Below are 23,072 nucleotides of genomic sequence, written 5' to 3'. Positions count from 1 at the left end.
AAGCCGCAAGACCACATCGAGCCCTGCCGGCCAGACATCAATGAAGTGTTACCGGATGCTTCGCTTTGCCACAGGTGGGGCTACGCCTGCTTAAATCTGGGCTTTCATTTTGCGGAGTTGTTCATGCCCGGCTTTGCTCTGCCCTCCTTTCCCAAGTCACTGCTGTGTGCTGCGGCATCGGCCCTGATGTTGGCCACGGCGCTGCCGGCCATGGCCACGCCACTGGTCGATCTGATCGCCAGCGACATCCTGCCCATGACCGAACCGCTCAAGAGTGACCTCAACCTCAACCCCAACCAGCAGATCCTATGGCGCCAGACGGAGCAAAAGACCCGCGCCATCCTGGCCCAACGCCAACAGCGGCGTGCCAGCCTGCAAGCGCATACGGATCAGGTCTTGCACAAACCAGGCGGCGACTTCCGTGAGCTGGCCGCCGACTATGACGCCGATGCTCACGCCGCCGAAGAGGAAGCGCACCAGTTGCGTGAAATCTGGTTTGAGATGGCCGATGCACTCGATGACGGTCAGCGCAAGCAGGTCCAGGATTACATTCTGGACCGCATGCAGCGCGTGGCCGATGGTCCTGCTCAAGACGAGCAAGGACACGCCCGCTCCGGTGGGACCAGTGGTAGTCGTGGTGGCATGGGGCGTGGCATGGGGAGCGGTGCCGGCGGCATGGGCGGCGGGGGTGGTGGTATGGGTGGTGGTATGGGCGGCGGCAGCTTCAGCACCGACAGTGGCTTCTGATGCAGCGCCGCCCCGGCCTCAATCAAGCCTGCTCGGGCGGCAGTTCGACCTTGTAGATTTCCTTACCGCCGGTGTTGTGCAGCGTGACGGTGAGCGTCTTGCTCTTCGCATCAATCTTGCCAATACCGAAGAACTGCAACAGGTCGGCCGGTGAGCGATTCTGCTTCATGTCGGCCGGGATGCTGACGAAACGCACGTCCGGGCCAAAGGTACGGTCGATCTCGCCGGGACCGAAGGTGCCCGCATTGATCGGCCCGCCGACGAATTCCCAGAAGGGCTTGAAGTCGGTGAACTGGGCGCGTTCGGGCGAGTAATGCGTGGCCGAGGCGTAGTGCACGTCGGCCGTCACCCAGACCACGTTCTTGATGTCGTGCTGCTTGATGAAGCGCAGCAGCTCGGCCACTTCCAGCTCGCGCCCGGAAGGTTTGCCATTGTCGGCATTGGCCCAGGCTTCGAAAGTGCCTTTGGGCACGTCCGGGTTCAGGTCCGGCACCACGATGGACAGCGGCATATCGCTGGCGATCAGCTTCCAGGTCGAGCGCGAGCGCAGCAGGGCTTGCTTGATCCAGCGCATCTGCTCGGGACCGAGGAAGTCGGCATCATGTCCCCCCTTTTGGCGATTGGGCGAGTTCCTGCCGCGATAACTGCGTTCGTCCAGCATGAACACTTCCAGCAGCGGCCCATGGTTGAAGGCACGATAGATGCGGAACGGATCGGCGCTATCGATGCGGAACGGGTTGTGCTCGAACATGGCCTGGCGCGCACGCGCGGCCAGCACGTCGATGTTGCGTTCGTCGTAGCGTTTTTCCTGGGGACCGATCACCTGGGTGGGATACCAGTTGTTGCGCACCTCGTGATCGTCCCATTGCACCAGGAACGGCACCTCGGCGGCGAAGCGGCGCTTGTTGGCGTCCAGCATGTTGTAGGCGAAGTTGCCGCGATAGTCGTCCAGCGTCTGCGCCACCTTGGACTTGGCTTCGGTGACCACGTTGCGCCACAGGCTGCCGTCGTCCAGCTTCACTTCGGCCTGGATCGGGCCATCGGCATAGATCTGGTCGCCCGAGTGGATGAAGAAATCTGGACGGAAACGGCGCATTGATTCATATACCCGATAACCGCCCCACTGCTCGTTGATGCCCCATCCCTGGCCGGCTTCATCGCCCGAGAAGGCAAAGGTGATGTCGCGCACCTGGCCGTGCTGAATCGCGGCCGGCACCATGAGGCTGCCGGTCAGCGGTTCGCTCAAGGCCGACTCATGCACCAGGTCCTGGAAGCGCACACGGTAGTAGACACGCTGGCCAGCCGGCAGGCCGCGCAGATCCACGCGGGCACTGTAGTCGTCACGGGCCAGCGCGGTGGGGCCGGCGATACGGATGGGATTGGCGAAATGCTCGCTGGTGGAATACTCGACCAGGATGCGCGCCGTGCGATCACTACGCGCCCAGACCATGGCGCTATCGCGGGTGACGTCGCCGCTCATGATGCCGCTGGGCAACTGCGGACGCAGGCGTTCGGAAGTGACGATGGCCGGCGCCACCGCCAAGGAGGCGGGGCTGGCGATCACGGCCGCACTGCCCACGGCGGTGGCGGCACTGTCGCGCAGGAAACGGCGACGGCTGTGGTCGGCTGGCGAATTCTGGTCGGGCATGGCAACTCCTGTGAGGGTGAGGAAACAGAGGGGGAGTTGCAATGTAGCGATCCAGTATGACCGTTCCATGAAAGCAGGATGACCAAGGCTGACCTGAGGGTCTGGAAAATGCAAAATGATGCGATTTTCACAAAATTTCGGGACCACCAAGGGCTAGCTGACAACGCGCACCAAAATACAGCTTCAATGCGGGGGTCTCGGCGCGATCGCACGAAATTCGTGCAAAACTTCATATCCAGAATGGATGCGCACCGAAAAAGTCCTTAAAAATCAAACCACTGCCGAAAAATCACCAAAATGGAACGGAAATTGCTTGAATCCAGGCTTTCCATTCTTTCATTGCACAATTTTTGGGAGATTTTCTGGTGGACGATCACAAAAACGGCGCAGACGCCCTCTTCATCCTGCTGGGGGCGATCATGATCCTGGCCATGCACGCCGGCTTCGCCTTCCTTGAACTGGGCACGGTGCGCAAGAAAAACCAGGTCAATGCCCTGGTCAAGATCCTGGCCGACTTTGCGGTCTCGACCATCGTCTATTTCTTCATCGGCTATTACGTGGCCTATGGCGTGAGCTTCTTTGCCGGCGCCGAGACACTGGCCCAGAAAAGCGGCTTCGAACTGGTCAAGTTCTTCTTCCTGCTGACCTTTGCGGCGGCCATCCCGGCCATCATCTCGGGCGGCATTGCCGAGCGTTCCAAGTTCAATCCTCAACTGGTGGCAACAGCCGTGCTGGTCGGTCTGGTGTATCCCTTCTTCGAGGGTATCGCCTGGAACCAGCACCTGGGTGTGCAGGCCTGGCTAGCAGCCCGCTTCGGCGCCCAATTCCATGACTTCGCCGGTTCCATCGTGGTCCATGCCGTGGGCGGCTGGATCGCGTTGCCGGCGGTACTGCTGCTGGGCGCGCGCCGTGGCCGCTACAGCAAGGAAGGCGCTGTGGCGGCGCACCCGCCCTCCAACATCCCCTTCCTGGCGCTGGGCGCGTGGATCCTCACGGTGGGTTGGTTCGGCTTCAACGTCATGAGCGCGCAGACGCTGGAGAAGATGAACGGGCTGGTGGCGATGAATTCGCTCATGGCCATGGCCGGCGGCACCCTGGTAGCGCTGCTGATGGGCCGCAACGATCCCGGCTTCGCCTACAACGGCCCGCTGGCCGGCCTGGTGGCCGTGTGCGCAGGCTCGGACCTGATGCACCCGCTGGGCGCACTGATCACAGGCGGCATCGCCGGCGCCATCTTCGTCTGGATGTTCACGCGTACCCAGAACAAATGGAAGATCGACGACGTGCTGGGCGTGTGGCCGCTGCACGGCCTGTGCGGCCTGTGGGGCGGCCTGGCGGCCGGCATCTTCGGCCTGCAGGCGCTGGGGGGGCGCGGTGGCGTGTCCTTCATGGCGCAGTTGATCGGCAGCCTCATGGGCATCGCCATTGCGGCGCTGGGGGGATGGATCGTGTATGGCTTGCTCAAGAAGGCGGTCGGCATCCGTCTCGATCCTGAGCAGGAATTCGAAGGGGCTGACCTGGCCATTCACAAGATTTCTTCGACGGCGGAGAGGGAGACCAGTTGGTAAGTTCTCGCGGGTTGATTCCTTGCGCCGACTAACTGATGGATGTACCGTCCGCGACGGTACATCCACAGACTCAAAACAAGGGCAACCTTGCACTGATCCAATCCCATTTGGTCGGCGGCATCGATATCGACTGCATGGGACTTTCTCTTGCGCTATCGAAGTAGATGATGGAATCCGTGCCTTCAGCCAGGTCTCGCTCGGTCGCCGAATTCAGGTAGTAAGAAAAATAGCGCTGGGCTACGAGATCGCCGGAACGATCAAAAACCTGAAGCCTGATCTTGGTGCCGTTGGTAATATCCGCACCACACAGCTTGACCTCATACACTGCGCCATGAAAATCTTTCTTGCCTCCCCTCAGATCCTTCGTGAAAGATTCGCAGCGTCCATAGGTGGGTTGATTAAAGTAAGTGAAAAGACCAACTGCCATAGCAACCACAAAAGCTATGCCAATGAATTTAATGGCTCTAATCTGCATATTTCACCAAGTTTGAAGGTGATAGGTTTTTTGAGTTTGAGGTAAACAGGCTTTGAATAGACCATGAAGTCTTCCCCTCGTTGATGCTTTTCTCGCCATCGATTGTAGTCAGCGTTAAACACCGGGAAGTAAACGTCTGGCTCTCTAAATTTGCCAAAGAAACTCTTGCGAGTGTCTACCGGCTTGTTGATGGCCTTTACCCATATGTCGATATCTGAATCGCTCTTTCGTTGTCCAGATCCCGTCAACCAGGTACCCGGCGCAATAATAATTCCATGCTTATTCCAATGCCCCAAATACTGTTCTCCGTTGAATGAATAGTTGTCTTTCACATAGGCGTAGACATGTGTAATTTTCCCGATGGCGTCGACACAGTAAAAGTTCTTTGATTTTTCGTATCTAAAATATTTCTCGCCGGATATCTCGACATTGCCCACCGCGATATAGATGTTGAAGTTTGCCAACGACCCAGTGAGATCGGTCAAAGTCAGACCATCAAAGGTGTCTCCATCACGTATTGATACGAGCTGAAACTGCCAATCAACATGAAATTGCAGAAGATCTGATAAGGACTCTGATGTGTTGAAGCTAAGATTGGTTGTCCGCTCCTCGGAAAATCGTTTTTTTATTCTGTTCAGAATTTTCTTTTTTGCGAAATCAACGGCGACATCATTGTAGACATCCTTGGCCAAAAGCTTTTCATATTTTTTCCTGACGCCCCCAAACTTCAGCGCCCAATCAAGAGTCACGTCGGTATCATTAATCGGCTGGACCGACGTGGGATTGTTGTCATAGACGTGGGCAGAACCGGTGAACCACCTTAGAGCCAGTTTGGCCGAGACCGTCCAGCCCAGATTAGCCATTGCAACTGGCACATCCTGAAGATCGAAATTAGGCGGATTCTCGCAAACCTCTGCTTCCAGTTGTTTAGGAGTCTCTTTGGCCTTTGGTTGATTCGCTTTGGGATTTTTTCTAGCTTGCGGCGCTTCAGTTTGCCTCTGAGCCTTTGGCACCTCCATAGTTGGCTTGGGGGGCGATGGTTTTTCGCCGGGTGCTGGCCTATCAAACGAGACACTTTTTTGCGTGTCCAAGGGAATGCATCCTTGAGCTGCCTTGAACTCTTTCAACTCCCATCCGAACAGACCTTTCTTTAGGTGGTAATACGAAACTTTTTTGATATCCGCCATCGCTACTCCACGAATGAATTAATCAAGTATTTCCAAATGCTCTGCATGAACGCTTCGACGAGCCTCGTTAAAGAACCGGGCGATGCCCGTCGTGAATATTGAGTGGGCAAGCATCGCAAGGGGGGGGACTCGTGGTCGCTGGATGATATTTCGACCGCATCAGAAAATGCTGTGGGCTCCGCAAGGGAGGGATGGAACAACAAGGAAAACCTGGTGAATTTCGAATTTATTCGGAAGGGGGGGCTGGGGTTTGTCGAGCAATTTCAGGCAACAAGACCCTTAGCAGCTTTTGAATAGATTCAACTTTTGGCGAATTTGACAATTACTGGAGCAGGGCTCCAGTAAGGGCAGCGAGGTGGAAAGATGGTTGGCCGGAGTCGGGCCTGGTCCATTCACAATTTGCCAGTTAAATACTAGCTTGACGCTTCTAACTGGAGCGCGTCTTAAGGCCTGTTGCCGCATCGAAGAGACCCGGAGCGAGCGTATCTAGGCGGACCTTAGTTGGGTGAGGTGGGGCGATCTGTAAAGAAATCGTTCTGAGAAAAACTACAATTGCGTAACTGTACCAAGCTCAATACGCTACATTGACACACTCCATGAAAGCCGCCCACACGGTGGCTTTGGTCTTTGCGCAGGATAAAAATAGGCGTGAGTGCGAGCGAGTCCCGTTTGGGATGAAGTGCAAGGCGCGAATTTGGGTCAAGACTGGGCGTCTTGACCCAAATTCGTAACGCAGCAATTCGCCCAAACGGGCCGCTCCCTTCGGGTTATGCTCAGAAAGGGCGCTGGCCGCGTTGCGCGCCTTGCCAGCGCCCTTTCTGGGCAGAACGCATCTCACGCCTATTGATGAAATGAGTTCTGGTGGTTTCGATCAGCTTTTGGGAATCTTGGTTGGATGAGTCATAGCAATGATGGCGCTTGTTGCTGCAAGACAGTTTCGGCCACTGGGCCAAAAAACTGTCGCGTCATGCTGAAAAAAGGACTGAGTGCGTGCTGGTGCGGAACGAGATCGATCGCAACCAGATGCGACAGGCTCCAGCCTTGCTGTTGGTGTTGGGCATACAGCTTGTCCAACTCCTCCCACCAGCTCTGGCGTAGCGTGATGAGGTACGGACTATTAAGATTGAGTAGATCAATCGTGTATTGAGCGCGGTCTCGATCTGCGGCCGTTAAATTATTGGCCGGCACAACACGACCATCCGACAGGTAAGCAAAAAAGCGAGCACAGTCCGGTTGATGGCACGTAACAAAGCGTGCCATATCGCATGAAGCCTGCTTGCCAGGAGCGTGGCCGCCAAAGGTGGCCCTGCCTAGCTGCTTGAACCGACCAAGATCATTGGCACTATCCAAAGCGCTGGCTGCGAGGTTTGTATAGTCAAAGGTTCGTACCGGATTTTGGCTTTTGTTCTCCACATGCTCAATATGGTAGCCATGCCCCAATTGATCGGCGCGGATCTCGCTGTAGCAACAAAGCTGGTATTGCTCATGCTGTAGAGATTGCCTCACCGCAGCTTTGTGGCCAAAGCTAGTCCATCTGGTGGTTGCCTGGGTATGCGTTTGCGGCGGGTTGGCATGAGCCTGCGCCAAGTGATAGCCGCCACCGCCAATCTTTTGAATTGACCTCATCCTTTCAGTACCTTTGGTCCTAGTGTTTTTTGGCGAGCAATGCTGCGTTGTATGCGCTGAAGTTGAGGGTGTGTCTCACCTAGCAAAGCTAAGAGTTCGTCAAGTAGACGAACTGCGTCGTCACTTTCATACTGACCTTGATCGACCAGTTCGGTCAGACGTTGTAACTGGGGCTTTTCGCTCACAGGAGGCTGTGGATCAACCTGCATCACGGCATACATTACTGTGCCGCTTGGTTCACCGTAAGTTCGTGCCAACGGCGGTTCAGCAATCAAGTTGCCGGTAGGATCGATACCGATGACGCGAATACACTCCTGCCTCACTGTGCTAAGCACCTGCGGACTATGTGTTGTGACGATGAACTGGATTTTTGGGAACGCCTTCTGTAGCTGTCCAAGCACCAGTTGCTGCCAGCGTGGATGAAGGTGCATGTCCACTTCGTCAATGAGGACAACACCATAGGTTTCCTTTGCAGCAAGCCCGCCCAAATGTGGATTGAGTTTGATACAACGATAGGCAACATCTCCCACCATCGCCAACATGCTGCGAATGCCATCACTGAGGTCATCCACTTTCATCCGTCCATGTGCGTCGTGGTACAGAATGATGGACTTCTGATCCTCCACGCTGTATTCCAAGGTATGCCATCCGCTAGTTTCCTTCAGGAAGATATCCACGACCTCCTGAATAACCTTGATGCGATGATCCGCGTTGCTTCGCTCCTCATCGGTCACATGCTGACGCTCGCGCATATTGCTGCGGCTTTCCCAGGCCCAGATAAACCATTCGCGGAAATGCTTATAGGATGAAGCTGGATCCATGCAGTTGCGGTAGCCGAAGGTACGAATCGGCAGATCTGCCTCTTCAGCTTTACTAAGCTTGTCTGCGTCTCGCAGGTGCTTTTGGGCCCACAGACGACCAGTGCCGTAATAACCGAAGACGGGCAAATCACGCTGGTTTGGGCTCTCGCTTTGCACCTGCTTCTGGACCGCCTCAGCCCACTGCTTCATGAGTTTGGTGTTGTCATCGTCAAGCGTCTTCGTCTTCCGATCTTCCTTTTCACGAAAGCGACGCCACGTCTTGGCAGTATCAGTTCCCCAGTCCCCCGTCAGCTCGACCTCAACCGGTAACAGACGGACCATGGTTCCGCTGGTATGGCCTTGGATCAGTCGCGCATCATCAACAGAAATGCTGTTGGATGGGTCATTAAAAGTAGATGACTTGGCCAGATCAAAACTCTTGATAAAGGGCCAAACACCAATGCGGATTGCATCCAGCACAGTCGACTTTCCCTGCCCATTTTCAGCAACTAGCACAGTCAGCCGTGAAGAGGTATTGAACAAGAGCTCAAAATCGCCGAAACAGCGGAAGTTTTTGAGACGTAACCTATCTAGACGCATACAGATTGCTCCAGAGTAATCGCTCGCAAAAGCAAGTCACTCAATTCGTAGTTAACACTGGCCACCCCGAAATCGGCTGCCCTGGGGAACGGATTGGGCACATAGTGCGGGGCCTTCAACGCTATCCCCATCCGCAATAGTCGGCATGAGTTTATCGGCTTGATTCAACGTTGTCATGTTGTGCATGGACCGCATCGTAGAGACCCGGAGCGAACGTATCTAGGCGGACCTTAGAAAGCCACCCGCACGGTGGCTTTGGTCTTTGCGCAGGATAAAAAAAGCCCCACTCCTCACGGAGCAGGGCTTAACGCCTCCTCGGGGGGATGAGGAGGCGGGACAGCTTTGCGGCGCGGCATACGCCCGCCGCCATGACCTTCCTATCTATCCTTGCCGCAGACCGGGCGCGAAAAAATCAGCCATGTTGCCCTGCGTCCAATCCTTCACTACCTGGTCCTCACACCAGACACGGTATTCATAAAACCGCTCCCCCTCCGACAGGTCCAGCGCCCGGCTCTCGATGACGTAAGTCGTCCCGCCGATGCAGATTTTCATCCGATGGGAATCCATGCCGACCTCATCTTGCTGACTCATGGCTCCCTCTGTGTTTCCTCGTGTCTACACAAACCGGCCTGCAGGGCTTGACCCAAGTCAGCTTCGGGGCAGAACGAGGGGACTTGTCCGACATCATTTTGCATTGAGCACTACAATGCCCCATTGGCACGAACATCATAAAAACTCCGTGGGTCAATAAAAATTCCTGCCCCATAGGAAAAAGTCCGCCACAAGGAACACGTAAGTTCTTGCCTCTACAGTATGGAAATTTGTTTATTTCGCATTTTTGCTTATGGCAGCGCTAACTAGAAGTGAAAAATATTAAAGTATTTTTCTTTTGTTGTATTTCTGCCATCCATAAAATATTAAATATGCGAAATATTCAAATTTTATCTAGCACAGTTATACTTTTACAAGGATCAATCAAATGGGACGCGCAGTACCATCTGATGACAACGACATGCCGCCCAGCGACCCTGCGATGACCTCACGGGAAGCCGCCAAGATGCTGGGTGTTTCGATCACGACCGCCCAGATGTGGATGGAAAGCGGAATGCTGGCCTCCTGGAAGACACCAGGCGGTCACCGGCGTACCCGGTTGAGTTCGGTCATGACCTTGCTCGGCCACCGCGAAGTGAAACAACCCGAGCCCACCGCCGGTCCGTCTGCGCCACCGATCGAGGTTCCTTATCCGGTCAGCCAGAACGAGCCTGAACGTGCGCGCTTTGTTGAACAGATCATGGAAGACGTACATTGCGAGGCCCGCTTTCAACGCCTGACATGGCTCGCCAGCGAATTGCTGGACGTGCCCATCGCCCTGGTCACCTTCCTGACCTCGGAACTACAGATCTTCCGCGCTGCACACGGCTTGAACATCAGTTCCACGCCGCGCTCCTGGGCCTTCTGCAATTACGCCGTCATGCAGGAAGATATCTTCACCGTCCCCGATGCCACCCGGGATGCGCGCTTCGTCAACAATCCCATGGTCACCTCGGATCCCTACATCCGCTTCTACGCCGGCATCCGCCTGATGCACCAGGGCAAGGCCTTTGGCTCGCTGTGCGTGATCGATACCGAACCGCGCATCCTGCGTGCGCATGAGCGGCAGGCGCTGGAAGAACTGGCGGTCATGGCCACCGACATTCTCTCGCTGCAAATCCTCGAAACGCGGCATCAGTAAGACGCGCTGCTGCTCAGCGGGACATTCCCATCCACTCTTCCAGTTCCTCGGCCGGCATCGGCCGGGCGATGGCATAGCCCTGGGCATAATCGCAGCCGAGATGTTGCAACAGGCGCACCGTGCGTTCACACTCCACGCCTTCGGCCACCACGCCAAAGCCAAGCTGGTGCGCCAGGTGGATGATGGACGGCACGATCACCTGGTCGGCCTCGTCATCGACCAGGCCACGAATGAAGGAACGATCGATCTTCATGACGTCGGCCGGGATGCTCTTGAGGTAGCTTAGATTGCTGAAACCCGCACCGAAATCATCGATGGCCACCTTCACCCCCAGTTCGCGGATGGCCTGCACGCGCTGGCGTACCACCTCGGGATTGCTGGCCATGGCGCTCTCGGTAAATTCGATCTCGATCAATCCCGGCGGCACCATGTGCTGCATCAACAACTGCGCCAGCAGGCACTGCAAGTCATCCGCCTCGAAATCCCTGGCCGAGGTATTGATAGCCACCGGCGTGGCGCGTCCGCGCTGCGCCCAGTGCGCTGCCTGTTCCACCGCCTGGCGGACTACCCAGGTGGTGATCTGGCGGATCTGGGCGGTCTTTTCCGCCAGGCTGATGAACACCTCCGGCGAGATATTGCCCAGGATGGGGTGCTGCCAGCGGATCAGCGCTTCGACCCCGATGCAGGCACCATCCTGTAACCTGACCTTGGGCTGGTAATACAGGCTCAGTTCGCCCGGTGTGTTGAAAGCCACCGGCAAAGCCGACAGTACCCAGAAGGCATAGCGCTGGTTTTCTGCATGAGCCGGCTCGAAGATGCGCGGCGAGACGCCTTCCTCGCGACTCACGTCGATCACCGTCAGCAATGCACGCACCACGTCGCCGCCATCAAGTTCATCGACCTGTGGCAGTATGCCGACGGCGATGTCGAGCTGGTGCGGAATGCCATGGATCTCCAGCGCATGGGCAAAATGACGCTGCAGCGACGCCTGCCGCTGTTGGCGCTGCTGCGCATCACCATCATCCAGGTAGACGAAGGTGGTGGTCGCCACCCGGTACACCTGGGTGGTTCCCAATGCGCGCTGCAGCGTGCGACAGACCTCGACCAGAAAAGCCTCGGCATAATCCCAGCCGAGTGCCTTGACCATGTCGAACAAATATTCACGTGGACAGATATCCACCGCCAGCGCTGCACACGAGCGGCTCACCGGGCCGCTCTCCTGTGCACGCGAACGCAGCACTTCCATGAGCCTGGCGCGATTGGGCAAACCCGTCACATGATCGGTGTAGCCGCTGTTGCGTAACTGCTCCAGGCGCTCCATGACGATGGCCGCCAGTTGCTCCAGTTGCGCCTGTTCGGCCTGGCTGAAATGACTGCGCGCCTGTGAATCGATGATGCACAGCGTTCCCAGCGGCTGTCCCTGGGGCGTGACCAGCGGCACGCCGGCGTAGAAGCGAATGAATGGCGCACCGGTCACCAGCACGTTGTCGGCGAAACGCTCATCTTGCCGGGCATCCAGCACCACCATGCTGCCGCTGGAGTAGATGGCGTGCGCGCAGAAGGAATCCGCACGCGGCATCTCACGCACCTCCAGTCCGATGCGCGACTTGAACCACTGGCGATGTTCATCGATCAAGGACACCAGCGCGATCTCCACCCCGAACATCGACCTGGCCAGTTGCGTGACCTGGTCGCACAGCATGTCGGGCAAGGTATCGAGCACACAGTAGGACTGCAACTCGGCCAGCCGGGCGTCTTCACACGGCACCGTGAGCGGATACTCTGCTGTTTGCAAACTCTGCACCAGCGCCCCCCTATCCCGGCACGGCCGCCGTCGGCGCGACCTTGAAGGTGGATACCAGGCGCGCCAGCGACCCTGCCTGCGAAGTCAGCGCCTGGGCAGCAGCAGCGGCCTGTTCCACCAGTGCCGAATTCTGCTGGGTAGCTTCATCCATGTGGGTGATGGCGTCATTGACCTGCTCGATGCCCGCGCTCTGCTCACGGCTGGAAACGGTGATGTCGGCGATCACGCCAGTCACCTTGCGCACGCTGGCCACGATCTCTTCCATGGTCACGCCTGCACCCTTGACCAGACTGCTACCGGCCTCGACCTTGGTCACCGAAGCGCTGATCAATTCTTTGATCTCCTTGGCCGCGGCGGCGCTGCGCTGGGCCAGCGTGCGCACCTCGCTCGCCACCACAGCAAAGCCACGTCCGCCCTCGCCCGCCCGTGCTGCTTCGACTGCCGCGTTCAGGGCCAGGATATTGGTCTGGAAGGCGATGCCATCGATCACGCTGATGATATCCACCACCTTGATGGACGACTGGTTGATATCATCCATCGTCGCCACCACCTCGCCCATCAACTGACCGCCCTTGACCGCGATGACCGAGGCCGATTCGGCCAGTTCGCTGGCCTGGGCCGCATTCTCTGCATTGTGGCGCACCGCCGAGGTAATCTCTTCCATGGCGCTGGCGGTTTCCTCCAGAGAACTGGCCTGGCGTTCAGTGCGTGCCGACAGGTCGACGTTGCCGCTGGCGATCTCGGTGGAAGCACGCTCGATCGAATCGGTCCCCTGCCGCACCTGGCCGACGATGGCCGCCAGGCTGTCGCGCATCATCCTGATGGCGTACAGCAGGCTGCTGCGATCATCGGCGCGCATACTCACCTCCACGGCCAGGTCGCCATGCGCGATCTGCTGGGCGATGGCCATCGCATAGGCAGGCTCGCCGCCGAGCTGGCGCAGCAGGCCGCGAGTGATGATAAAAGCCACTGTCACCGCCAGCAGGGTCACCACCACGGCCAGCAAGGAAATCAGGTGCAAGGCATCCTTGGCCGCACTCTCGCTGGCAGCGCCGGCAGCCTTGCTCTGGCCGGCGATCTCGGCGATGAGCTGGTTGATGTCCTCGACGATCTTGCGCCGCAAGGGGCTGCATCGATTGACCAGGAAATCGCGATAGGCCTCCATCGCCCCGCTTTGGCGATATTGGCGCGGGAGCCGGAGCTCATCGGCCATCTGCAGCAGGCCGCCGCGCACGGCGCTGAAATTGGGATTGTCAGCCAGCAAGGGCTCCAACTTCTGCAGCTCGGCCAAGTAGATCGCCTTTTGTTCGTCGACGATCTTCAATTCCTTCCGGGCGTCGACATCCTCCAGGAACACGTAGGCATTGCGCGCCGCGATCCCGGTCTGGTCCAGGGCTTCGCGCGCCGCATAGAGCGGCTCCAGCTTTTCATTTTGCACATCATTGGCGCGCTCGATAGAGCTACGCAGGGAATTGATCCCCAGGATCGCCACCGCCACCAGCGCCAGCGTCATCAACAACAGGCTGGCAAAGCCCAGACTCAACTTCATGCCAATTCTCATTTCCGCCCAACCCTTCATCTGCTTTCCCCGTGAATACGAACCGCATAAAAATAAGAAATATGCAGAAAGTGCACGGCCGTACTGGTCGTTCATTCACATTTTTTACATATCGACAGGTATTTACGCACACAAAGGTCTTACCAGCAAAGGAATCTTGGCATATTGTCGTTTATGCATCACATCACAATCGCATTCATTTTCTGGTCACAATTCCGCATTGCCTAAAACCATGCAAAAGCCACCTCGAAAGGTGGCTTGGCACGCCCAACGGGCAGGCAAAAAGCGACTCAGGCGACGTCCTGTTTCTGTCACGCCGTCAGGACCACCTTACGACACTCCTCCTGCTTTTCATTGAAGATGCGATACCCCCGTGCCGCCTCTTCCAGCGGCAAGCGGTGGGTAATGATGGCTTCCGGGCGTAGCCAGCCATCCTCGATGCTGGCCAGCAGTTCGGGCATGTAATGTTGCACGTGGGTCTGGCCGGTCTTGACGGTGAGCCCCTTCTCGAAGATGTCACCGAACAGGAAGCCGTGGATGAAACCGGCATACACCCCCGGCACGCTCAGGGTACCGCCGCGCCGCACCGAGGCGATGCAGTGACGCAGCGCCTGACCGCTGCTGCCTTCGAGCTTGAGGTTGGTCATCGCCGTCTCCAGCGCGCTGCCCTTGGCTTCGAAACCGACCGCATCGATCACCGCATCCACTCCGCGGCCGGCGGTATTGGCGATGATGTATTCGGCCGGATCGACCTGATCGAAGTTCACCGGCAGCACGTCATACTGCTCCACCGCGAAGCGCAGCCGGTAATCATGGTGGTCCACCATGAAGATTTTTTCCGCCCCCAGCATCCGCGCGCAAGCAGCCGCCATCTGGCCCACCGGCCCGGCGCCGTAGATGGCCACGCTGCTGCCTTCGCCCACGCCGGCATTCTTCACCGCCTGGTAACCGGTGGGCAGGATATCGCTCAGGAATAGCACCTGCTCATCGGCCAGCGCCGAGTCGATGCGGATCGGTCCCACGTCGGCCTTGGGCACCCGCACGTACTGCGCCTGACCGCCCGGCATTCCGCCATACAGATGGCTGTAGCCGAACATGGCTGCGCCGGAACGGATACCCTTGCCATTGATGATGGCGCCACGGTCGGGATTGGTGGTTTCGCAGGCCGCGTAAAGATGTTGGTCGCAGAAGAAGCACTGGCCGCAGGCGATGACGAAGGGGACCACCACCCGGTCGCCTTTCTTGAGGCGCTTGACGGCCGGCCCGGCTTCCACCACGCCCCCCATGAATTCATGCCCGAGGATGTCACCGGCCTGGGTGGCGGGGATCTTGCCGCGATACAAGTGCAGGTCGGAACCGCAGATGGCGGTGGCGCTGACCTTGAGGATGATGTCGTCGGCTTCCTGAATGATGGGGTCGGGGACGGATTCGACCCGCACGTCGTGGGCCGAATGATAGAGCAGTGCACGCATGGTATCTCCTGGCCCCCTGGCGACAGTGATCAGTACGGCTCGCGCAACAAGCCGCAAGGCGACAATTATTCCGATCAGGACATGCGGGAAAACAGTCCGCAGCTCTAGCGCTGATTCCTGAGCGACCACTCCATCTCTGCAGCAGATCGATCGCACACGATTGATCTGCTTTAGAGCTCACTCCTCCCGGCCGAATTCAGCCAATATCATTTCCACCTGCAGGCACTGCAATTTCAATTCCTTGATTGCCCGTCGATAACGACGAAAGTCGCGGCGCTCGGGCAGGTTGCTGCCGCCTTTGCTGACCCGCACCACGTCGTGCACGATGGCTTGCAGGATGCCGGCGGCCTGTTCATGCGAGGCCTTGAGCCGGTTCACGGATTCAATCAGCGCTTCTTTCTTCTTCATTATGCTGTCCCTGTTGTGCTCGCTAGCTATGCCGGTCACGCTGGCGTGACGGTGAACAAGCCATTGAGTGCCTGGCCGCCGATTCGTTCCGTCGCGCTCAGGCTCTTCTTCACGGATGCTGGCATCGCTGACAGCACGTCTCACCTCCTCGTTGAGCGCTACGCTGATATCGCTAACATGCGGCCCTCCCTAAGATGAGGACTCGTAGGGCAGATCAAGCCCTGCGCAATTGTTCACCTTCAAAAGGAGATACACCATGGCAAACCAGAACCAAGGCTCGACCAGCAACCGCGGCTTCGCTTCGATGGATGAAAACAAGCAGCGCGAAATCGCCAGCCAGGGCGGCAAGGCCGCTCACGAAAAGGGCACGGCCCACGAGTTCACGTCCGAAGAAGCCCGTGAAGCCGGCCGCAAGGGCGGGCAGAACAGCCATGGCGGCAACCAGGGCAATAGCGGCAACAACCGCTAATACCTGGCACCCCGTGTGTTGGCAGAGGGCCCTGCGGGGCCCTTTTTGATTGCCTGCCGCCGCAACCTTCGCCACTGCCTAGAACTCATTTCATTTCCAGGAGATCAGCATGACCGTCAAGACCTTGAAAGACCTCTTCATCCATAGCCTCTCCGACGTCTACAGCGCCGAAAAGCAGCTCACCCGCGCCCTGCCGCGACTGGCCCGCGCGGCTCCCATCGGACTAACACTGAATCTCTACCCTGTCGTCGTCCGACGGTCACGGCCATTGCGCACAGTGCACGCCTTGTCGCGCTAAGGATGTCCGACACGCTTGAGCGTCACCGATCACCGCGCAATTTCCGCTGCTGCCGATGGTATGGCAGAGCACTTCCCTCCTAGCATGAAACTTCAGTTGATCGCACCAAGCCCACGTGGCGCAGCTCGTGCGCCGGGCATGGCTTGCCTTTTCCTTCACTTCACCCGCCCCCACAAGGAGACCGATATGTTTGCCCACAACAAACGCCTGCAATACACGGTACGCGTCGCCGGCCCCAATCCCGGGCTGGCCAACCTGATGCTGGAACAGTTCGGCGGCCCGCAAGGCGAACTGGCCGCCGCTTGTCGCTACTTCACCCAAGCCATTGCCGAGGATGATCCCGGGCGCAAGGACATGCTCTTCGATATCGCCACCGAAGAATTGAGCCACCTGGAAGTGATCGGCAATATCGTGGTCATGCTCAACAAGGGCGCCAAGGGCAAGCTGGCCGAAGGCGTGGAAGAAGAAGGCCTGCTCTACAAGGAAATCACCGGTGCCGGCAACGACAGCCACGTCACGCAAGTGCTCTACGGCGCCGGCGCACCGCTGGTCAATTCGGCCGGCGTTCCCTGGAGCGCAGCCTACGTCGACACCATCGGCGAACCCACCGCCGACCTGCGCTCCAACATCGCCGCCGAAGCCCGCGCCAAGATCGTCTATGAACGCCTCATCAACCTCACCGACGACCCCGGGGTGAAGGAAGCGCTGGGCTTCCTGATGACGCGCGAGATCGCGCACCAGAAGTCGTTCGAGAAGGCGCTCTATGCGATCCGCCCCAATTTCCCGCCGGGAAAGCTGCCTGGCGATCCGCACTTCTCCAAGGTCTACGTCAATCTCTCGCAAGGCGTGGGCGAACAGACCGGCCCCTGGAATGACGGCCAGCAATGGGAACGCCTGGATGGCGCCGATGCCCTCACTCCGGTCGATGGCGGCGATGGCCAGGCCAGCGTGGAACTGAGCGCCGATGAGCAGGCCGTGCTGGACCAGATGGCCGCCCGCACCGCCTCGGCCCAAGATGGCGAACCGCTGACCGGGGCCGAGATCGGCTCGGCCGATCCCGAGATGAACCTCAAGGCCAAGCAACCCTGAGGTCGACCCTGCCTTCCCTGGCCCCGCGTAGCCCTACGTGACGGGCCAGGCCTCTACCAGAATCACAAGGAGAATCGCATGACTACCGACGTCAACGAAAACCTGCTGGCCTGGCTCAAGGATGCCCATGCCATGGAACAGCAAGCCGAACAGATGCTCAAGGCGCAAGCCAACCGCATCGATCACTATCCCGAACTGAAAGCGCGCCTGGAATCGCACCTGCAGGAGACCCTGGGCCAGCAGCAACAGGTGGAAGCCTGCATCAAGCGTTTGAATGGCAGCGCCTCCCTGCTCAAGGACATGGCGGCGCGCATGACGGCCTTTGCCCAGGCTGCGGGCGGCATGACCCAGCACGATGAAGTGGTCAAGGGTGCCATCGCCGGCTATGTGTTCGAGAACCTGGAGATCGCCTGCTACACCTCGCTCATCGCCGCCGCTCGAGAAGCCGGCGACAGCGAAACCGAACGCATCTGCAGCGCCATCCTGGAACAGGAAAAAGCCATGAGCAGCTGGATGCTCAACCACCTGCCCACCGTCACGCGCGACTTCCTGGTGCGCTCGGCTACGCCCGGTCAAGCGGCCAAGGTGTGATGATGAATGGGATGAATGGGACCAATGGGACAAAAAGTGGAATGGAAAATACGCCGCAGCCGGCGGTAGCGGCCTACCCCTTCCCCACCCTGGTGGCCGCCCAGCAAGCCTACGATGCCCTGCGCGAGCGGGGCCTGGCAGCCGAGCAACTGGAGTTGCGGGTGATGGATGATGAGGCCGGCCCCTCCAGCGGCATGGACTTCAATGCCGCGCGCCATGGGCGCAAGGCCTAGGCAGTAAGGCCCATACAGCCGCACTGACCCTGGCGCTCCAGCCAGGACTGGACCTGCTCGGCGGCCAGCGGCACCGAGAACAGATAGCCCTGACCGTAGACCGCCCCCAGTTCGCGCAGGCTTTGCAGATGCTGGGGCGTTTCCACCCCTTCCACCACACAGGCCAGTTGCATGTCATGGCTCAGGGCCAGCAGGGACTTGATGATCTTGTGGCTCACGGCATCATGTTCGATGTCGGCCACGAAGCTCTTGTCGATCTTGATGCGGGTCAGCGGCAGCGCGTGCAGATGGCTCAAGCTGGCATAGCCGGTGCCGAAGTCGTCGAGCGTGATGCCACAGCCGAGCTGGCGCAGGGAGGTGACCAACTGGCGTGATTTTTCCAGATCCTGCAGCACCGCCGTTTCGGTGATTTCCAGATCCAGGCGCGAAGCACAGAAACCCGAGCCGGTGATGACCTTGACGATCTCGCTCATGCCTTCACTGGTGTTGATGTCATTGGCCGAAAGATTGAAGGATAGGCGCATGTCGGGGGGCCAGGCGGCTGCGGCCTGCAGCGCCTTCTTCAACAGCGTCACGCTCAACTGGTTGATGATGCCCATGCGTTCGGCAGCCGGGATGAATTCCATCGGCGCCACCACGCCCTTGGTGGCACTGTGCCAGCGCGCCAAGGCTTCGAAGGCGACCGGCTGGCAGTCGTCCAGACGCACGATGGGCTGGAAGACCACCGATAATTCACGCTCGAAGTCAGCCCGTCGCAAGGCTTGTTCGACGTTGGCATTACGCTGGATCTGGGCCTTGTCCTGCGCGGAAAAGAGCGTGACGGTACCGCGCCGTTCGCGCTTGCCCTGGTACAGCGCATAGTCGGCGTGCTCATAGAGCGAACTGGCATCGACGGCCATGTCGGGAAAGGTGGCCACCCCCACCGAGGCCGCAATCTGCACCGTCGCCTTGTACAGCACGAAGGGCCGACGCAGGGCATCGCAGATGCGTGCGCCAAACTGCTGCAAGACATCGTCGCTCTGGCCGGCGTCGATGATGATGGCAAATTCATCGCCCCCCAGGCGCGCCAGGTGCAGGTACTCTTCGCCGCATAGCGCCGAGAGTCGCTGCCCCACTTCGACCAGCAACTGGTCGCCATGGGTATGCCCATAGAGATCGTTGACGGCCTTGAAGCCATCCAGGTCCAGGATGGCGACCGCAAAGCGCTGGCCGTTGGCGGTGGCGCGGCTGCAGATCTGGTCGAGCTGGGCGAAGAATTTGCGGCGGTTGGGAATCTGCGTCAGCGAATCCAGGTTGGCCAATCGCAGGTTCTCATTACCCAGGAGCGTGGTCTTGACCTGGGCATCGATGAGACGCCTGAAGTCGTTGTAATGACTATTGACGATGGCCAACATCCCCAGGGTCACCAACACCACGTTCATAGCCGCGGCCACGAAAGTTGGAATGTGGGTGGCCAGGAAAAACAGGGTAAAGATGCCATTGACGATCAGCGCCACCGACAAGGCCGCCGAGCGCAGGTACATCAGGCAGAAGATGCAGCAGATGACGGTGATGCCCATGTAGAACGCCACGTGGGCCTGGGCATAACTATCGCCGTAGGGAAACAGCAGTACCGACCATAGCGAGAAACTCAAGGCAATCGGTGGCGCCAACAGATTGGTGCGCTTCAAGGCGGCGGCGGCCATGCCGGGGGTAGGATCGACGTGGCGACCGCGCCACCAGAAACTGATGCGGATCACGCATAGCACCGTGAGCAGCACCGGGAAATACAGCCCCAGCCAGAGTGGGACCAGACCCAGGTAGGTATAGGCCAGACCCCAGGTATTGATGAGCAGGATCAGGTACATCATGGGCATCTTGCCGGCAAATGCCCGGTACTGCGCGATCAGCAATTCAGGCTGGTCGACGTTCACGCGCCAATAGCGGCGCACCATGCTCATCAATGCGGAAGGAGCCATCCTGTGCCCTGTACTTGTTCGGGAGTGCGCCATGCCAGCTCGGTCTTGCTGGGGTGGTGAGCCGCCATGGTGTGCTGGTAACCCGGCCTCATTATAGCGGTGCAGGAGCCTGGTCAAAGTCAGGAAAAGCCTGATGGAATGCCGCTTTCCGGCGCAAAACGATGCCGCCTGGCAAGGCTTGATGCGGGTCGCGGAAAACGCGGCAGACTTTTGATGCGTTTTGCGGGCCAACGCAGCAAGTCGGCTGCTTGTCCTACAGCCGCAGAGAAAAGGCTCATCTACAATCTGGCGTAACCAGCAATCAAGGTGCGCCATGTCCAAGCTTTCTCCCAGCGCCCCGCCCATGCGACCATTCGCCGGGCCGGGTAGCGCCGTCGCCTTGCCGGCGGCTTTCCTCGCTCTCGATGCGCAATGGCGCCTGCTCTACCTGGATGAGGTAGCCCAGGTGCTGCTACAGGCCAGCCACGCAGCAGCGGGCCAATCCGTGTGGCAAGCGTGCCCGGCGCTGGCCGGCAGCGCGCTGGAAGAATCCATGCGCGCCACCCTGGCCGATGGTCAAAGCCGGCAATGCCGCTACCTGCCCCCCGGTCAGCCCTACGCCTACGAGGTGATCTGCTATGCCAGCACCCAGGGGCTGTCGGTGAGCCTGCGGGCCGAGGTGGCGGGTCTCACGCGCGCCTCCGAGCAGCGCCGCCGCTTCTACGAAACCTTCCTCTCCACCACGCCCGACCTGGCCTACGCCTGGGATCTGCAACACCGCTTCACCTATGCCAACCGGGTGCTGCTGCAGATGTGGGGCAAGACCTGGGACGAAGCCATCGGCAAGACGTGCCTGGAGCTGGGCTACGAGCCCTGGCACGCCGAGATGCACAGTCGCGAGATCGAACAGGTGCGCGCCACCAAGCGGCCGGTGCGGGGCGACGTGCCCTTCAACGGCACCTTCGGCCGGCGCATCTATGACTACATCATCTTCCCGGTGCTCGGCCCCGATGGCGAAGTCGAGGCGGTCGCCGGCACCACCCGCGACGTGACCGAACGCAAGAACAGCGAAGCGCGACAGCACGCCCTGTTCCGCCTGGCCGAGGCGGTCCGTGCCGCTGAATCGCTGGAGGCCATCGCCACTGCGGCAGCCCACGTCATCGGCGAGGCCCTCACGGCGCGCTGGGTCAGCTACAAGACGCTGGGGCCGCAGCAACAGGTGGAGCAACTGGGACAGTGGAGCTTCCACGGCAGCCTCGATGCCGTAGCGGCTTACACCCCGCTGGACCTGCACGACCAACGGCGCCTGGCGCAGGCCGTGCGCAGCGGCAGCGTGGTGCTGGTGGGTGATGTGGCCAGCGACGCCCGCACGGCAGCGTTGCGGCAGCAACACCTGGCGCTGGGCGTGGCCTCCTTCATGGACGTGCCGCTCATCGACGAGGGAGAACTGGTTGGCATCGTCCACGTCAGCAGCAATGTGCCGCGCACCTGGACCGACAATGAACTGGCCATCGTGCGCGAAGTCAGCCAGCAAACCCGCGCGGCCTTCGAACGCATCCGCAACCAGCAGGCGCTGGCAGCCAGCGAAGCGCGGCTGCGCCAGATCAATGAATCGCTGGAAGCCGAAGTCAGCGCCCGCACCCGCGAATTGATGGCCACCGAAGAGGCGCTGCGCCATTCGCAGAAGATCGAAGCCATCGGTCAGTTGACCGGGGGCCTGGCGCATGACTTCAACAACCTGCTGGGCGGCATTTCCGGCAGCCTGGACCTGATGCGGGTGCGCCTGGTGCAGGGGCGGGCCGAGGAACTGTTGCGCTACATCGACCTGGCCGCACGCAGCACGCAACGCGCCGCTGCGCTCACGCAACGCTTGCTGGCCTTTGCGCGCCGGCAGACGCTGGCGCCGCGCCCGACCAACGTCAATACGCTCATCGGCGGCATGGAAGAGTTGATCCGTCGCACCATCGGCCCGGCCATCACGCTGGAAGTGATCAGTGCGGTCGGCCTGTGGCCGACCTTCGTGGATGGACCGCAACTGGAAAGCGCCCTCTTGAACCTGTGCATCAATGCCCGCGACGCCATGCCCGATGGCGGACGCCTGACCATCGAGACCACCAACAAGTGGCTGGACGACAAATGGGCCCAGGAACGCGACCTGCCGGTGGGCCAGTATGTCTGCATCGCCGTCACCGACAATGGCACCGGCATGACGCCCGAGGTCATGGCCCGCGCCTTCGATCCTTTCTTCACCACCAAGCCCATCGGCGAAGGTACCGGGCTGGGACTATCGATGGTCTATGGCTTTGCGCGCCAGTCGGGGGGACAGGTGCGGCTGTATTCGGAACTCGGCCAGGGCAGCACGGTATCGCTCTACCTGCCGCGCCATCAGCACGCTGCCCAGGCTGAAGAATGCGAACCCGCCCACCTGCCCTCCGCAGCCGGTCGCGGTGAAGTGGTGCTGGTGGTGGACGACGAAGCGTCCATCCGCCTGTTGCTGGTCGAAGTACTGAGCGAAGCCGGCTACACCACGCTGCAGGCCGAGGATGGGCCGGCGGCGCTACGCATCCTGCAATCGGCCACGCAGATCGACTTGCTCATCACCGATGTGGGCTTGCCGGGCGGGCTCAACGGTCGCCAGGTGGCCGATGCCGCCCGCACGGCGCGGCCCGAGCTGCAGGTCTTGTTCATTACCGGCTATGCGGAAAACGCGGCACTCGGCAATGGCCATCTGCAGCCCGGTATGCAGGTATTGACCAAGCCCTTCAAGATGGACACCCTGAGCCAGCGTGTACAGGCGATCCTGGACAGCCGTGGCAAGCGGGCTTGAGAG

At 59.4% G+C, this 23,072-nt stretch carries 19 protein-coding genes and 1 pseudogene; 9 read left to right on the top strand and 11 right to left on the bottom strand.

The features are described 5' to 3' along the window. Nucleotides 1-123: 123 nt before the first annotated feature. A complete protein-coding gene (locus RC54_RS02885; protein ID WP_061789657.1) occupies nucleotides 124-747 on the top strand; it encodes a hypothetical protein in 624 nt (207 codons plus the stop codon). 22 nt (nucleotides 748-769) lie between these two features. Here RC54_RS02885 and RC54_RS02880 read toward each other — a convergent pair whose 3' ends face one another. After that, complete coding sequence (locus RC54_RS02880) at nucleotides 770-2,395, bottom strand: alkaline phosphatase D family protein (protein WP_061789656.1); 1,626 nt, start codon at nucleotides 2,393-2,395, stop codon at nucleotides 770-772. Nucleotides 2,396-2,760: 365 nt separating this feature from the next. On the opposite strand from RC54_RS02880, the gene RC54_RS02870 reads away from it, so the two are divergent. Continuing rightward, entirely contained in the window at nucleotides 2,761-3,963 is a 1,203-nt protein-coding gene (locus tag RC54_RS02870; RefSeq protein ID WP_061789686.1) for an ammonium transporter, read from the top strand. Between the two features lie 70 nt (nucleotides 3,964-4,033). On the opposite strand, the gene RC54_RS02865 is transcribed toward RC54_RS02870, so the two are convergent. From RC54_RS02865 to RC54_RS02845, 5 genes are all read right to left on the bottom strand, one after another. Further along, complete coding sequence (locus tag RC54_RS02865) at nucleotides 4,034-4,390, bottom strand: hypothetical protein (RefSeq protein ID WP_061789654.1); 357 nt, start codon at nucleotides 4,388-4,390, stop codon at nucleotides 4,034-4,036. Between the two features lie 14 nt (nucleotides 4,391-4,404). After that, complete coding sequence (locus tag RC54_RS02860; RefSeq protein WP_174526105.1) at nucleotides 4,405-5,625, bottom strand: DUF6402 family protein; 1,221 nt, start codon at nucleotides 5,623-5,625, stop codon at nucleotides 4,405-4,407. Between the two features lie 900 nt (nucleotides 5,626-6,525). Continuing rightward, nucleotides 6,526-7,251, bottom strand: a complete 726-nt coding sequence (locus RC54_RS02855; protein WP_082803119.1) for a retron system putative HNH endonuclease — start codon at nucleotides 7,249-7,251, stop codon at nucleotides 6,526-6,528. Beyond that, complete coding sequence (locus tag RC54_RS02850) at nucleotides 7,248-8,651, bottom strand: AAA family ATPase (RefSeq protein ID WP_058894182.1); 1,404 nt, start codon at nucleotides 8,649-8,651, stop codon at nucleotides 7,248-7,250. The genes RC54_RS02855 and RC54_RS02850 overlap by 4 nt, the downstream gene beginning before the upstream one ends. A gap of 381 nt (nucleotides 8,652-9,032) precedes the next feature. After that, complete coding sequence (locus RC54_RS02845; protein ID WP_058894181.1) at nucleotides 9,033-9,242, bottom strand: hypothetical protein; 210 nt, start codon at nucleotides 9,240-9,242, stop codon at nucleotides 9,033-9,035. A gap of 388 nt (nucleotides 9,243-9,630) precedes the next feature. On the opposite strand from RC54_RS02845, the gene RC54_RS02840 reads away from it, so the two are divergent. After that, nucleotides 9,631-10,383: a GAF domain-containing protein gene (locus RC54_RS02840; RefSeq protein ID WP_058894180.1), complete on the top strand. Its 753-nt coding sequence runs from the start codon at nucleotides 9,631-9,633 to the stop codon at nucleotides 10,381-10,383. Between the two features lie 13 nt (nucleotides 10,384-10,396). Here RC54_RS02840 and RC54_RS02835 read toward each other — a convergent pair whose 3' ends face one another. From RC54_RS02835 to RC54_RS25665, 4 genes are all read right to left on the bottom strand, one after another. After that, complete coding sequence (locus tag RC54_RS02835) at nucleotides 10,397-12,187, bottom strand: sensor domain-containing phosphodiesterase (RefSeq protein ID WP_244216435.1); 1,791 nt, start codon at nucleotides 12,185-12,187, stop codon at nucleotides 10,397-10,399. Between the two features lie 10 nt (nucleotides 12,188-12,197). After that, entirely contained in the window at nucleotides 12,198-13,766 is a 1,569-nt protein-coding gene (locus RC54_RS02830) for a methyl-accepting chemotaxis protein (RefSeq protein ID WP_061789652.1), read from the bottom strand. Nucleotides 13,767-14,056: 290 nt separating this feature from the next. Beyond that, nucleotides 14,057-15,217: a zinc-dependent alcohol dehydrogenase gene (locus RC54_RS02825; RefSeq protein ID WP_061789651.1), complete on the bottom strand. Its 1,161-nt coding sequence runs from the start codon at nucleotides 15,215-15,217 to the stop codon at nucleotides 14,057-14,059. 177 nt (nucleotides 15,218-15,394) lie between these two features. After that, a complete protein-coding gene (locus RC54_RS25665) occupies nucleotides 15,395-15,769 on the bottom strand; it encodes a hypothetical protein (RefSeq protein WP_244216434.1) in 375 nt (124 codons plus the stop codon). A gap of 112 nt (nucleotides 15,770-15,881) precedes the next feature. Here RC54_RS25665 and RC54_RS02815 point away from each other — a divergent pair, with 112 nt between their 5' ends. From RC54_RS02815 to RC54_RS02795, 5 genes and pseudogenes are all read left to right on the top strand, one after another. Next, entirely contained in the window at nucleotides 15,882-16,094 is a 213-nt protein-coding gene (locus RC54_RS02815) for a KGG domain-containing protein (RefSeq protein WP_017455303.1), read from the top strand. Nucleotides 16,095-16,203: 109 nt separating this feature from the next. Further along, nucleotides 16,204-16,308, top strand: a pseudogene (locus tag RC54_RS02810) (DUF892 family protein); the annotation flags it as partial. A 270-nt stretch (nucleotides 16,309-16,578) separates the two neighbouring features. Further along, a complete protein-coding gene (locus RC54_RS02805; RefSeq protein ID WP_058894175.1) occupies nucleotides 16,579-17,481 on the top strand; it encodes a manganese catalase family protein in 903 nt (300 codons plus the stop codon). Between the two features lie 78 nt (nucleotides 17,482-17,559). After that, a complete protein-coding gene (locus RC54_RS02800; RefSeq protein ID WP_061789648.1) occupies nucleotides 17,560-18,072 on the top strand; it encodes a ferritin-like domain-containing protein in 513 nt (170 codons plus the stop codon). Between the two features lie 41 nt (nucleotides 18,073-18,113). Then, entirely contained in the window at nucleotides 18,114-18,305 is a 192-nt protein-coding gene (locus RC54_RS02795) for a hypothetical protein (protein ID WP_061789647.1), read from the top strand. Here RC54_RS02795 and RC54_RS02790 read toward each other — a convergent pair. Next, entirely contained in the window at nucleotides 18,302-20,263 is a 1,962-nt protein-coding gene (locus tag RC54_RS02790) for a putative bifunctional diguanylate cyclase/phosphodiesterase (protein ID WP_061789646.1), read from the bottom strand. The two genes, RC54_RS02795 and RC54_RS02790, sit on opposite strands and share 4 nt — an antisense overlap. Before the next feature lie 313 nt (nucleotides 20,264-20,576). Between RC54_RS02790 and RC54_RS02785 the strand changes: the two genes are divergently transcribed. After that, nucleotides 20,577-23,069: an ATP-binding protein gene (locus tag RC54_RS02785; protein ID WP_061789645.1), complete on the top strand. Its 2,493-nt coding sequence runs from the start codon at nucleotides 20,577-20,579 to the stop codon at nucleotides 23,067-23,069. Nucleotides 23,070-23,072: the final 3 nt, after the last annotated feature.

Source organism: Herbaspirillum rubrisubalbicans (assembly GCF_003719195.1).
Lineage (GTDB): Bacteria > Pseudomonadota > Gammaproteobacteria > Burkholderiales > Burkholderiaceae_D > Herbaspirillum > Herbaspirillum rubrisubalbicans.
The sequence above is the reverse complement of the archived record's forward strand: the minus strand, read 5'-3'. Positions and strand labels throughout refer to the sequence as shown.